The sequence below is a fragment of the Nostoc sp. FACHB-133 genome (assembly GCF_014698055.1).
GTDB lineage: Bacteria > Cyanobacteriota > Cyanobacteriia > Cyanobacteriales > Nostocaceae > Nostoc.
Genome location: NZ_JACJSH010000003.1, coordinates 164897 through 178613, shown reverse-complemented (window position 1 = coordinate 178613; position 13717 = coordinate 164897). Strand labels below are relative to the sequence as shown.

The window sequence follows — 13717 nt, the reverse complement described above, 5'->3', positions numbered from 1 at the left end:
ACACCAGAACGGATGAAAAAGGTACTGGTACAGCAAAGCGAAATTCAAAATTAAAGAACTCTTAGGGACTGAGCTAGGAAATCAGCACGCTGCTCAAAGTCCCTCTAACAGAACTTTTCCAAGTCAAAGTATGAAGTTGACTGCCAAAAAGGAGGACAAAGAATTGCTAACAGCCTATAGCGAAAATGAACTGCAATTAACTGCCGACGTGCTGGTAATTGGTGGCGGCCCTGCCGCAGCATGGGCAGCATGGGCAGCCGCATCAGAAGGTGTCAAAGTAATCATTGTTGATAAAGGTTTTCTAGGTACGAGCGGTGCAGCTGCTGCCAGTGGTAATGGCATCATGGCTCCTTCTCCAGAAAATTGGGACAAAGTTTTATGGGAGCGTTATCGCGTAGGAAAAAACCTAGCTAACTTACGTTGGATCGAGCGTGTAATCGAAAAAACTTGGCTCAGTTTGCCTCTAGTTGAAAAGTGGGGCTATCGTTTTCCCAAAGAAAATGGGGAATCCGTGCGCCAGAGTTATTATGGCCCCGAATATATGCGGGTACTTCGCAAAAACCTATTGCGTGTTGGGGTGCAGATTCTTGACCAAAGTCCTGCTCTAGAGCTTTTATTGGCTGATGACGGCTCGGTGGCTGGAGCAAGAGGTGTGCAGAGACAAAATCATCGTACCTATACTGTTCGCGCTGGTGCAGTAGTCCTGGCCAATGGTGGTTGTGCATTCTTGAGTAAAGCATTAGGGTGCAATACAAATACAGGTGATGGAATGCTGATGGCAGTAGAAGCTGGCGGTGAACTTTCCAGCATGGAAGCTTCTAATCACTATGCCATCTCGACCGCTTTTAATGCCACGGTGACAAGGGGTGTTCCCTTTGGCTGGGCTAGTTACAGTGATGAAGCAGGCAACGATCTTGGTGGCTATGTCAATGGTCGTCGCGATCCATCGTTTCTTCCCAATGCCCTCCTAAAAGGCTCCGTTTATGCTCGTTTGGATCAAGCTACACCTGAAGTCAAGGCGGTGATTGAAAAGTCTCATTTCATATCTTTTTTACCCTATAAAAAAGCTGGCATTGACCCCTATACAGAACGAGTGCCTGTAACACTGATTTTAGAAGGTACAGTCCGTGGTACGGGTGGAATTCGGATTGTGAATGATAGTTGCGGTACAAAGGTTCCTGGCCTCTACGCCGCCGGTGATGCTGCATCGCGGGAGTTTTTAGCAGGTTTAGCTTCTGGGGGTGGTGGCCCCAATGCAGCCTGGGCAATCTCCACAGGACAATGGGCTGGAGTTGGCGCGGCTGAATTTGCGAAGAGTCTTGGCGCTTATGCTCATGAACGGGTTGTGCATCCTGCTGGCCAAGCCGGATTGCGTAGTCCATCGCAGTCTCCCACATCTGAAACATTCGATAGCGAGGCGATCGTGCGCGGTGTACAAGCGCAGATGTTCCCCTTAGAGAAGAATTACTTGCGCTGTGAGCAGGGACTTTTGGATTCCCTGGCCAAATTAGAAACGTTGTGGCAGCAGGTAAAGACGAACCCGAAGCAAGATACAGTGCGCGATGTGGAATTTTCTCGGCGAGCAGCTGCTCTCACAGCTGTAGCGCGATGGGCATATTTTAGTGCTTTACATCGCACAGAAACCCGCAGCGAACATATTCGCATGGACTATCCCGAAACCGATCCAAATCAGCGTTATTATCAGGCAACCGGCGGCTTAGATCGTCTATGGGTGAGGCGTGATTGGCTAACGGATGCCATCGCCTACGACGAGCAGAACGCGATCGCTACAGCACCAGTACCAACCACTCAAACCACACCCTCTGTATCAAAGTTGTAGTAGGAGCAGTATCATGATCGAGCTTGTCAGTCATAAACTCTGTATCAATTGCAATGTATGCGTCCAAGTATGTCCTACCAATGTTTTTGAGTCCGTACCTAACCAACCACCTGCGATCGCTCGGCAAGAAGACTGTCAAACTTGTTTCATGTGTGAGGCTTATTGTCCTGCGGATGCACTCTATGTTGCGCCCCAATCTCATACCAATGTTGCAGTCAATGAGGATGATTTAATTGAAAGTGGCATCATGGGTGAATATCGTCGCATCTTGGGTTGGGGGTATGGCAGAAAAAACAATAGTGAATTGGATACTGCTCATCAACTGCGCCAATTGCCGCGCCCCTATCAAAGTTAATTTGAGTGTTTAATTGAGTGTGGTAGCGACCTCAATTAGTCAAAAACCTGCAAGTCACACTAATTCTGTATGAAGATGCACAGAATATTAAACGAACCGCCAAGTACGCCTTCTCTACGAGACACTACATGAACGCGAAGCGTCTCGAAGAGAAGAGCGCCAAGAATAGATAGTTACTCATTTAGTGCAGCTTCACATTAAATTGGTATCACACCAATAACTGCTTCTTTTAGATGCTCTATCTTACTAGCACCAACAACGGTAATTGGTGCTAGTAAGATAGGGCAATTTGTCTTGGTTTAACGCCGCATTTTTGAGCTAATTCTACGACGCAATCAACGATCGCACCGCCGCAAAAAGGACTCCCAATCATAATTTTCGCTATCTTAAGTATAAAAAAACCTAAGTAAATCGTGTTTTAGTTTGCGATCGCTAAAATTAAGTACCCAGAGGCGTATTAACAAGAGATAATAATAAACTCACACCACCCTTAGCTGTTGTCCCATCAACCATTACAGAAATTATTCTGGCTTGGTTTAGGTAATTCACTTGACAGTCACAGGGTCAAATTTTGCAAGTATTTCTAAACCCAACCATGAAAACATCTACCAAATTGCTAACTCGCCTGGACTATTACTACCAGCAAATCAAAACGATTATCCTGACTCGGCAGAATCCGATTACTGGTTTACTACCTGCGAGTACAGCGATTACAGCCCACGGTGATTATACAGATGCCTGGGTGCGAGACAACGTTTACAGCATTTTGGCAGTTTGGGGTTTAGGACTTGCATACCGCAAGATTGACGACGACAAAGGACGCACCTATGAACTAGAACACAGTGTCATCAAACTGATGCGCGGGTTGCTATTTGCGATGATGCGACAGGCTCATAAAGTAGAGACATTTAAACATACTCAGTCGCTACTAGATGGACTGCACGCCAAATATAATACTGCTACTGGTGACATTGTTGTTGGTGATGATGAATGGGGACATTTGCAACTTGATGCTACATCTATATTTTTGCTGATGTTGGCACAAATGACGGCTGCGGGATTGCCAATAATTTATACCATTGATGAAGTTAATTTTGTCCAAAATTTGGTTTACTACATTGGACGAGCTTACCGCACACCAGATTACGGTATTTGGGAACGTGGGAATAAAATTAATCGTGGTAATGCTGAGTTAAATGCTAGCTCTGTAGGCATGGCAAAAGCTGCTTTAGAAGCTATTAACGGGCTGGATTTATTTGGTGTGCGTGGTAGTCAAGCATCGGTGATTCATGTGCTACCAGACGAAATCGCCCGTGCCCGAATTACTTTAGAATCGCTTTTGCCGAGAGAATCTGGTTCCAAAGAAATTGATGCGGCGCTGTTAAGTATTATCAGTTATCCTGCCTTTGCAGTAGAAGATTTGGAGTTACGCGATCGCACTTTAAACGATATTATCAACAAACTCGTAGGTAAATACGGCTGCAAACGCTTTTTGCGTGATGGACACCAGACGGTTTTAGAAGATAATCAGCGCTTGCACTACGAACCGTGGGAACTCAAGCAATTTGAGCATATTGAATGCGAATGGCCGTTATTTTTCACTTATTTAGTTTTAGATGGATTATTTTGCAGTGAGCAAGAACAAGTTAAAAAATACCAAGAACTTTTAGAATCATTACTTATAGAACAAGATGGTTTGCGTTTACTGCCAGAACTATATTATGTCCCAGCCGAAAACATAGAAGCAGAAAAGTTAACACCCCAAACGCAACTACGTTTACCCAATGAAAATATCCCTTTGGTGTGGGCGCAGAGTTTATATTTTCTTAGTCAAATGTTGAGTGAAGGTTTACTAGCAGTTGGTGATATCGACCCTTTGGGAAGACATTTGTGTGTGGGCAAACAGCGCGAATCATTGGTACAAATTGCGTTGTTAGCAGAAGATGAAGATTTACAGAAAAAACTAGAAGTTCATGGGATTGAAACACAAACGCCTACCCAAGTTGAACCGATTCAGGTGAGAAAAGCTGGAGAATTCTCAGCTATTTATACCCAAATTGGCCGTAACGACAAACTTGGTTTAACTGGGCGGCCAGTACGACGGCTGCGGAGTTTGACAACATCTAGAATCTTTCGGATTCGTGGAGAAACAATTGTATTTTTGCCTTCATTCTCCGACTCTCAACAGTTTTACTTAACCCTTGATTACCATTTTCTACTAGATCAAATTAGAAGCGAACTAGCTTACATTCAAAAATATTGGAGCGATTTAGGTCGTCCTACCTTGACTTTAATGTTGACGCACACCATGTTAGAAGCAGGTTCGAAAGCATTACTAGAATTGATGCAAGAACTAAAAGATGGTGTTTGTAACGGTGTGCGAGTGAAATTAGGGCGGCTAAATCAGCTAATGTTAACAGCCGGAATCCAAAGAATTGATTTTCTTCCCAATGCAGAATTCTCGCGATCGCCAGTGAGAAATGCTGGCCCACGTTGCTATTATTTGGCTTATCATCCTGAGAAAAACTGGCGCTTAGGGCATACTCAAGAATTTCAGATGGAGTATGAAACTAACTTTGCATTATTACTTTCTTATTTACGCTCATCAGAGAATATTTACGAGCAAATTGAGTTATTGCAAACCTTAACTCGCTTGCAAGGCATGAACTTTGATACGGGGTATGGCGGTCCAGGATATCATGTCACCGTAGCCGATTTACTTGATGAAGTTTACACCAAAGCTGGAGATTTAGGTATTTGGGCAGTGGTACGTCGGGCTGCGGGGTTAAGGCAAATGGTTGATATCAGCTTATCAGATGCAGTGACAAGTATTTTGGTGCGAGGTAAGCAAATTGCTGTGGGTAAAGCTTACAGTGAAGCGTCCTTGATTACCGTACCCATGTCCCACGATGAAATTGCCGATAAAATTAATCATTTTTGTCGTGAAGATATCCGCGATCGCGTCCTAACACAAGAGATTTTAATCTATCTTGGTATTTTAATTCGCTCAGAACCCGAACTATTCCAGGGACTACTAACCTTGAGAGTCGGCTATCTCATCTTATTGATCACCAGCGAACTAGCGCGGGAATTACACGTTACTCAAGATGAAGCTTACGATTACTTAATGCAACTTTCACCCTTTGAAGTGAAAATGCGCTTGCGTCAGGTATTAACTGGATATACTGGCATGAGTAACCTGTTACGCCAACAAGAATCACTGCACGTCAAGCAAAAAGAAAGTGATATTGCTTGGGTGGTGTTACCAGGAATCGCTGAAGAAATAGAAGTCCCACCAGGTGGTTGGCGGCGGTTTCGTCAAGCCGAGGGTGCGACGGGACGCGTACCAAAAGACTTTTTCAAGCAGGTTTGGCTATTAATGCAACATTGCAAGGGTCTAGTAATTGGGGATAAACTAGAGCGCCGCAATCGTTTAGATAGTGAGATAATGTTGTCCGAGATGACAGCAGGGGAAAGAAATTTTGCTCTCTTGGTTGAGCATTTGCTGAATAAAATCGAAGCTCCAGAATATCGCCAAGTTAATATTGAAGCATTAATCGAATTAGGAGCGATCGCAGCTAATAATCCCAAGCTGCAAATCGAAGAATATATTGTGTTAGATGTGTTGATTGGACACGCAGTGCGATTGGCGTGGTTAGAGAATCATAGTCAACGCAGCGATCGCTATGATGAGGATAAAGCGAGTGCGTGGCGATCGTTTTACAATACTTCTCCTAGAGATTGCGCTAGTTATATTTTGAAGGCGTTCAGGTTCTTGACGGAATTTGTGAAGGATTTTTAAACGCAAAGGATCGCAAAGGGAAGCGCAGAGGAACGCAGAGGATGAGACAGAATGAGTTGAGTGGGGTGATTATTGGGTGTGCGATGAGGGTGCATACTGCTTTGGGGCCTGGTTTGTTGGAGTCGGCTTATGAGGAGTGTTTGGATTATGAGTTGAAGAAGTCCGGGTTGAATGTTGGTAAACAAATTCCATTGCCCTTAGTTTATCAAGATGTGCAATTGGAATGTGTTTATCGATTAGATTTGATGGTCGAAAACCAAGTAATTGTAGAGATTAAATCTGTAGAATCCTTCCACGCAATTCACTCCGTTCAACTCCTAACCTATCTCAAACTAGCAAACTGCAAACTAGGTCTTCTCCTCAACTTCAACGTCCTCCACCTCAAAGAAGGCATCAAACACGTAGCCAACAACCTCTAACTTCCCCTCTGCGAACCTCTGCGCTTCCCTCCGCGCCCCTTTGCGTTAAAAAAAATATCCCCCACCTCAAATTCTAAAAGCAGGGGTTTTATTAAAACTACTTAACAGAAACAGCATCAACATCAATAGTGCTTGCACTAGAGGTAGAACCATCAGTAGTATTAGGCACTTCAGTACCCACATCACCCTTACGAGCCTTCCAGCCCTCAATTACTAGCCCAGACACCTCAGAAACTAGCAGAGTCAAAAGGAAAACATCATCAATCTGCCCCACAACGGGTATAAAATCTGGGAGAACATCAAATGGGCTGACCAAATAGACCAACGTCCCTAAAATAACCCACCAACGGTACTTGGGGTTACGCAGCACATCGCGATACCAGGTGTAAAGTGATTGGATTGAAAATTTCATATTTTTAACCTCCAGTTATCTTTAATTTTGACAAATAATCCTAAAAATTCCCGGTGGGAATAACCGTCCTAGTTAGTCGAGAAGACGCTACTCCTAATCTGTCATCAAAAACCTATTTTGTAATTATCGATAAGAGTTTAATACCGCAAGGGTTTGACAAATTAGACAGTGATTGTATTAATTCGGGATTATGGCAACCCAGCAGCAAGTTTGTCCAGCAGGCTAAGTCAAATACGCCATGCTTAAAGTGTCTTTTTAGCTTTTCGAGAAATTTATATTTTGGAAGTCCCTCATTTTGCATTAATCTCTAGAATTAAAATGCCTTAGCACATTTGCTCTAGTCATGGAGGGAGGAAACTTAAACAGTGGATATTTTAGATTTATTTTATAAGGGCGGGCCAGCGATGTGGCCTTTACTTGTCCTGTCGATTCTATCTTTGAGTGTGATTTTTGAGCGTTTGTGGTTCTGGTTACGAATTTTGACTCAGGAAAAGCAAATAGTCGATCGCATTCTGGATGCTGCCCAAGATAATTGGCAAGCAGCTGCTGACGTTGCTAAACAAGCAAGCCATCAACCTGTCGGGCGTTTTCTTTATGCCCCCTTACGTTTTCCAAAAACTGATGTGGAAACCTTTCGACTAGCACTTGAGGCTACAGCAGAAGATGAATTGGCTGGAATGCGGCGGGGCGAAAAGCTTTTAGAAGCTGTGATTGCCCTCGCGCCCCTGCTGGGATTATTGGGTACTGTTTTAGGTCTAATTCACTCTCTGCGCTCAATTCGGATTGGCGATTTGGGAACTGAATCTACTGCCGGGGTGACTACTGGTATTGGTGAATCTTTAATTAGTACGGCAACTGGGTTAATAGTTGCCATTATTAGCTTGGCATTTTATCGCCTATTTCAAAGTTTTGTAGTTAACCAAGTCAAAGTTTTTCGGAAGGCAGGGAATGAGATGGAATTACTCTACCGCCAGTCCCCCCCTGATTTTAGTAATATTACATCACCAATTGTCCGGGAAAATTTCACTCCACCCCGCAAGCCAGGAAAGACTAGGTTGCCTGAACCTCCTGAACCCCCGAATTTACCTAATTAGTCAAGAATTAAACCCCTAAGCAGGCGATTAAATTGAGAAAATGAAAGTTAATCTACATACCCCAATCGAAGAAGTCCAAATTCAAATCATCCCTTTAATTGATGTCGTTTTTTGTATCCTGACGTTTTTTTTGTTAGCGGCTTTACAATTTACACGGCAACAGGCAATAAATGTTGACTTGCCCAAAGCCAGCCCTAGTACAGTATCTGCAATAACATCACAGAGCGGAAGTCTGATTGTAACTATCGATGCCGTTGGTAATACTTACATAGAAAAACAGCCTGTAAAACGCGACGATTTGGGAGCGAGGCTAAAACAGTATCTCCAAGGAAACCCCAGTGCTGTTGTGGTGCTAAATGCTTCGCGGACAGCAACTTATAATGATGTGATTGAGACATTGGATTTGCTACGGCAAGTAGGAGGCGATCGCGTTTCTTTGGGAATTATTCCTGGCCCATCTCAACCACCCACAAACTCACTCAATCAGCCTAATATCCCCTCTTTCCCAGTCAATCCTGGTATAGCGCCAGTTCCAGGCATCAATCCCGAAGGGAATATTACCCCTAAATTTCCCTTAGCACCTAATTCCGTACCCTTACCTGGTGTAAGTCAGCCTCCAACCGGGCAAGGCATCAGTCCTATCAATCCTGGTATTTCCAACCCACCAGCATCCCAAGCCCCTGTAGCACCCAAACAAACACAACCACCTCTTAAAAGATGAAATAGGGAGTATGTTGGGCAGAGGAGGCACGGGGGCAGGGAGCAGGGAGCAGGGGTATAAAGAAGAGAAAAGGAAGAGAGAGGAAACAGGAGAGAGACTTATTCAATAATTCCTTCTTGTCCCCTTGTCTCCCTGCCCCTCTGCCCCTTCCCCACTCAGATGAAGCTTTTTCTCAATCCTAAAGATATCTAAAACAAAATTCGGTTAGCAATAAAATTTCTGCTAACTTACAAATAATTGGTTGAGCTTTAAAGATTTTTCCACCGATAAACTGAAGGAATATATCACCAATTGCCATTCACGTTTCAGGGGTTGTGGCATGAATATCGTTACGCTTTTAATTGTTTGGCTAGTAACAGCTATCAGCCTGTTGATAATTAGTAAATTACCTTTAGGAGTTGAAATTGATACTCCTGGTAAAGCCTTTCTTTCTGCCGCAGTGCTTGGTATCGTGACGGCAATAGTCAGACCGATTTTAAGCCTTGTTTTTGCAGTCCCCAATTTACTTACATTGGATTTACTATCCGGCATTTTCACATTTATGATTGCCGTAGTTTGTTTTAGTATTGCTGCTTGGTTAGTAGAGGGCTTCCGCTTACGTTACGGTATTTGGAGTGCTGTTATTGGAGCATTTACGCTGACCATAATTAACAGCTTAATCTACAAATTATTAGGTTTTTAAAATCAATAGTGATGAGCTAGAAGTTAGGATTTAGTTGTTAATAATTCCTAACTCCTAACTCTTAACTATTCGTTGGAACTTGGGGGAGCAACGGGAGTCGTTGATTGCTGTTTACGTTGTTCGCGTTTTTTGCGATCGGCTGAGAGCATATCTGCCATTACTAACAGCGCTTGCGCCATCTTATCTAGGTTAGAACGGTATAATTCCAAATCCTTGTTGAGTTTGTCATCAGATACGTGCAAGCCAGCTGCGATCGCTTTTAGCGCCTCAGTTAGTTGCTTTTCATCTTTGACTAATTCAGGATCTGACTGTTCTAATAACGAAAATAAACCAATTGCGAACAAACGGTTGTATTTAAAGTTAGGATTGTTGGCGATCGCTTGCAGTTGTGCTTGCAAGTCAGCATCTCGATCTAAGTAAGTAGTTTGGCCTAGCCAGCCAATTAAATCTTTAACTGGCAAACCTTTAGCTACAGCTTGCAATCTTTGGGCATCGTGTCGATAGCGTTGTGGATCTGTTTCTATAGCCTGACATAAGGCGTTAAAAATTGATTCTTGATCCCGTTCTGGTTGATAGCCTTCCATGAAGCGGTCAAAAGTTGTGACGACACCCAAGGCATAAATTGGATTGTAGCTAAAATCGATATTTACTGACAGCAGATGCATTTCTACCATCAATTCTTCTACTACCCGACGATAAATAGTGTTAATCGGACGGGTATGAAGATTGTAAAAAGTTCGTTTTGTATCAGAGACAGTACGGACGTTATTCACAAAGAAAATGTTAAGGGCGACGTATCTTTATTTTCTCGCTTAAAGGCTACTTTGCCAAGTTGAGCTTTTGACTTGTGACGGTTTCATTTACAATATAAACAAATCAAAAGTATTTTATAAGCTAGTAACCACAGGGGATTAAGACCTTTTCCTCTAAAAAACTAGCCAGAAATATTTCTCCTTAATGATTTGTTTATTGAATTTATGAACTTCTCGCCACAGTTAATTGCTTTAGGTGAGTACCTAGCTGGTGAATTTGATAATCGGGAACAAGCTATAGAAGAACCAGTTTGGTATGTCCATCTCCGAATGTGGCAAAGACCAGTGAATTTGTTCACAGAAGATAGCATCACCTTGTTTGCCGAACAAGCTAGCGTGATTAACCTAGATAAACCTTACCGTCAGCGAATTATGCGGTTGCGTCAGGGTAGCAACTCTGACACATCTTTGGAAGTACAATACTATATACCTCAAGATCCAGATGGATTAAGAGGCGCAGGCAATAACCCTGCTCTACTGAACACACTGACACCCGAACAATTAGATTTACTACCAGGTTGTATCCTAACAGTAACTCACGAAGTATTAGCTGGCGATCGCTATAAATTTACCGCCACACCACAACCAGAGACTCGTTGCAGCTTTACTTATCTTGGTAATAGCATCTATGTTTCCTTGGGGTTCGAAACCACTGCGGCAGAATTTCACAGCTACGACAAAGGAATTGATCCAGAAACTGGAAAAGCAACTTGGGGAGCGATTATGGGCCCTTATCGCTACACCAAGCGGAATCAGTATTCAATAAGATAAACCTATCATTCAATTAGTTACGAGTTATGAAGTTTCTATTAACTCCTAACTCTTTTTTAGCTAGCCATACTACGAGGTACACCTTCTAAAGCTTCATCTTCTGTTTCAAAGATTTCAAAGACAGTATCCATCATTGTCACTTCAAACACGAGTTTGGCTTCTGGATGTACATTGCAGATGCGGAAACTGCCCTTGACTTTATCAGCATCACGCATTCCGGCTACCAAAGACGTGAGACCAGAACTATCAATAAAATTCACCTGAGCCAGATTTACAACTACATGGCGGCTGAGTTTAGAAATACACTCTTGTAACTTCAGGCGAAATTGCCAAGCAGTGGTAATGTCTAGGCGACCTGCTGGTGTTAGGACAATAACGGTGTTTCCGTCTTGGGTTGTATAAGTTTTTTGGTCTATATGAATCACTAAAGCCCTCCCCGTGGCATTCCTCTTAAGATTAGGTAGTTACAGAATTGTCTAACGCTGTCACTTGAGATTAACAAGCTATAGCTAAAATTGTCACCTTTTTCTGCTAAGTGCTTAACTTTAGTAGTTTAACTCACTAAATCAGTACTGAGTAGCAATTTTAAACGAGGAGTGGCAGAGACTAGGAAAATGAGGGAGATAGGGAAAAACTCCTAACTCCTAACTCAGCACAGGCTAAATGCTCCGCTATCCATGTACAGCACTATTGAGGTGGTGTCCAGTTGATCCAATCTTGAGGCTTAAGGAAGGTTTCATACAACTCGGCTTCGGGTGTATTGGGTTCCGGTTGATAGCCGTATTCCCAGCGCACTAAAGGTGGTAGGGACATGAGAATTGATTCGGTGCGTCCGTTAGTTTGCAGACCAAAAATAGTACCTCGGTCATAAACCAAGTTAAATTCTACATACCGTCCGCGGCGATAGAGTTGAAAATTCCGTTGGCGATCGCCATATTCCATCCCATGTCGCCGTTCTACAATTGGTACGTAGGCTGGTAAAAATGCTCTGCCACAGTCTTGCACAAAAGCAAACAAATCTTCCCAATTGCGGGTTGCTGGTGTTCCCACCTGGTTGCTATAAATAGCTGCTTCACCATCGGGATTTGGCCCGCGATATAAAGCACCTTGACCATCTTGGTAATCAAAAAACAAACCGCCTACGCCACGTGTCTCATCACGATGCTTGAGGTAAAAATATTCATCACACCACTTCTTAAATACTGGGTAATACTCCGGGTGGTGTTTGTCACAGGACTGTTTTAACGTTTTGTGTAAATGTGCCGCATCTTCAGCAAACGGGTAATAAGGTGTCAAGTCAAGACCACCACCAAACCACCACACTGGCCCCGCTTCAAAGTAGCGATAATTTAGATGAACTGTGGGCACGTAAGGATTGTGAGGATGCAACACCATTGAAGTACCCGTGGCATAAAAGCCATGTCCTGCGGCTTCAGGGCGTTGGGTTAAAATTGAGGCTGGCAAATGGGAACCCCAAACTTCAGAAAAGTTTACACCTGCTTGTTCAAATATTGCACCTTCTCGCAGCACGCGCGATCGCCCTCCCCCCCCTTCAGGGCGTTCCCAACTATCTTCATTAAACTTAGCCACACCATCTAGTTTTGCCAATGATTCAGTAATTTCGTCTTGCAGTTGTTTCATAAACTGACTGACTCTAATCTGAGCGTCAGGTGCTGGCAAAGACTTGGATGATTCTGCTGCTACAGTTGGTGTTTGCGAGTTGGTCAACATAGATTCCCGAACCTAAATTACAATTTCCAGAAAGCCACAAATTTCTTAATTTTAAAAATTTGGGGGAAACACGCGCCAACAATCAAGCTCTATTTGCCCAACCCGCTTTTTTCTTACTGGTTAAGCATTTATACGATTGATGGCCATCACTAGAGTTATTTTCCCTCAAATGCGTATAGGCTTGTATATTGACTGAGTTTTATTTTGTTAATTTTAACTATTTCGCTCATTTGGTACTTCAGGAACTGAGCGTAGTTGCACACAATACCAGAGTTACCAGAAAGTGTCTAGGGAGGAGGATTAGGAAAATGCAAGATTGGTTATCCAAATTCATCCACCGCAAACGTCGTCGGTTTTGCGCTTCTCTGGTGCGGACATATCGAGAGATAAGCTCTGCTTCTGTAGATGAACTGTGGCAAAAAGTTGCTGACTTAACAGATGTTTCCTGGCATCCACTACTTAAGAGTACTAATGTACCCTACGGATTAGTACCCAAACCAGGATTGATTTTTCATGCTGTAACACGCTTTTCGCCAATTCCCATCCGTATTTTTGTAGAGCGTGTCAATCACAGGGAGATGCTGAGTATCCGAGTGCTGGCAATTCCAGGAATAGAAGAACGGGTGACTTATCAAGTAGAGTCAACGGTTTGTGGCACTTGTTTATCTTATTCTGTAACCCTACGGGGTTGGTTATCGCCCCTGATTTGGTCTTTATCCCGTCCTTATGTAGACCGCGTAGCACGGTCTTTAGTAGAAGCAGCAGAAAAGACGGCATTGCCAACGGTATCTGGGAAGAAAAAATCTCTTGACGACAGTTGTTTTGATTTTTAGGTAAAGGGGAATTGGGAATTGGGCATTGACAATTGGGCATTGGGCATTGGGCATGAAGAAGAGACAAAGGAGACAAGGAAGAGGGGGGAAACAAGAGAGAGACTTGTTCAATGGACTTCTTGGAGAAGTGGGGAAAAGGGGAAGGGGTAAAGGGTAAAGGGATGGAATTTCCCCTTTACCTTTAACCTTTCCCCAACATCTTGGCAAAAGTAACTTTTGCAAGATGTCTAATAATTCCCCCTTGT

General features: G+C 43.3%; 13 protein-coding genes. 9 read left to right on the top strand and 4 right to left on the bottom strand.

The features are described 5' to 3' along the window. Nucleotides 1-130: 130 nt before the first annotated feature. From H6G86_RS04125 to H6G86_RS04110, 4 genes are all read left to right on the top strand, one after another. Nucleotides 131-1840 carry an FAD-dependent oxidoreductase gene (locus tag H6G86_RS04125; RefSeq protein WP_190933241.1) on the top strand — a complete coding sequence of 570 codons (1710 nt, stop codon included), beginning with the start codon at nt 131-133 and terminating at the stop codon, nt 1838-1840. A 13-nt stretch (nt 1841-1853) separates the two neighbouring features. After that, a complete protein-coding gene (locus tag H6G86_RS04120) occupies nt 1854-2195 on the top strand; it encodes a 4Fe-4S binding protein (protein ID WP_012411463.1) in 342 nt (113 codons plus the stop codon). A gap of 595 nt (nt 2196-2790) precedes the next feature. Next, nucleotides 2791-5997 (top strand): glycoside hydrolase family 15 protein, encoded by a 3207-nt coding sequence (locus H6G86_RS04115; protein ID WP_190933240.1) that lies wholly within the window; start codon nt 2791-2793, stop codon nt 5995-5997. A 41-nt stretch (nt 5998-6038) separates the two neighbouring features. Beyond that, entirely contained in the window at nt 6039-6416 is a 378-nt protein-coding gene (locus tag H6G86_RS04110; protein WP_190933239.1) for a GxxExxY protein, read from the top strand. 97 nt (nt 6417-6513) lie between these two features. Here H6G86_RS04110 and H6G86_RS04105 read toward each other — a convergent pair whose 3' ends face one another. Further along, the gene (locus H6G86_RS04105; RefSeq protein WP_190933238.1) at nt 6514-6828 is read right to left on the bottom strand and encodes a YkvA family protein; all 315 of its coding nucleotides are present in this window, start codon (nt 6826-6828) and stop codon (nt 6514-6516) included. A gap of 365 nt (nt 6829-7193) precedes the next feature. Between H6G86_RS04105 and H6G86_RS04100 the strand changes: the two genes are divergently transcribed. From H6G86_RS04100 to H6G86_RS04090, 3 genes are all read left to right on the top strand, one after another. Next, complete coding sequence (locus H6G86_RS04100; RefSeq protein WP_190933237.1) at nt 7194-7922, top strand: MotA/TolQ/ExbB proton channel family protein; 729 nt, start codon at nt 7194-7196, stop codon at nt 7920-7922. A 40-nt stretch (nt 7923-7962) separates the two neighbouring features. Next, the gene (locus H6G86_RS04095) at nt 7963-8643 is read left to right on the top strand and encodes an ExbD/TolR family protein (RefSeq protein ID WP_190933236.1); all 681 of its coding nucleotides are present in this window, start codon (nt 7963-7965) and stop codon (nt 8641-8643) included. Nucleotides 8644-8962: 319 nt separating this feature from the next. Beyond that, nucleotides 8963-9325: a phage holin family protein gene (locus tag H6G86_RS04090; protein ID WP_190933235.1), complete on the top strand. Its 363-nt coding sequence runs from the start codon at nt 8963-8965 to the stop codon at nt 9323-9325. A 65-nt stretch (nt 9326-9390) separates the two neighbouring features. Here the strand turns inward: H6G86_RS04090 and psb29 are convergent, their stop codons facing one another. Beyond that, nucleotides 9391-10098 carry a photosystem II biogenesis protein Psp29 gene (gene psb29, locus H6G86_RS04085; protein WP_190933234.1) on the bottom strand — a complete coding sequence of 236 codons (708 nt, stop codon included), beginning with the start codon at nt 10096-10098 and terminating at the stop codon, nt 9391-9393. A gap of 204 nt (nt 10099-10302) precedes the next feature. On the opposite strand from psb29, the gene H6G86_RS04080 reads away from it, so the two are divergent. Beyond that, on the top strand, nt 10303-10908 hold the full coding sequence (locus H6G86_RS04080) for a chromophore lyase CpcT/CpeT (protein ID WP_190933233.1): 606 nt from the start codon (nt 10303-10305) through the stop codon (nt 10906-10908). Nucleotides 10909-10964: 56 nt separating this feature from the next. Here the strand turns inward: H6G86_RS04080 and H6G86_RS04075 are convergent, their stop codons facing one another. Continuing rightward, complete coding sequence (locus H6G86_RS04075) at nt 10965-11333, bottom strand: STAS domain-containing protein (protein ID WP_163933353.1); 369 nt, start codon at nt 11331-11333, stop codon at nt 10965-10967. A gap of 262 nt (nt 11334-11595) precedes the next feature. After that, entirely contained in the window at nt 11596-12639 is a 1044-nt protein-coding gene (hemF, locus tag H6G86_RS04070) for an oxygen-dependent coproporphyrinogen oxidase (protein ID WP_190933232.1), read from the bottom strand. 308 nt (nt 12640-12947) lie between these two features. Between hemF and H6G86_RS04065 the strand changes: the two genes are divergently transcribed. Beyond that, a complete protein-coding gene (locus H6G86_RS04065; RefSeq protein ID WP_163933347.1) occupies nt 12948-13472 on the top strand; it encodes an SRPBCC family protein in 525 nt (174 codons plus the stop codon). Nucleotides 13473-13717 lie beyond the last annotated feature (245 nt).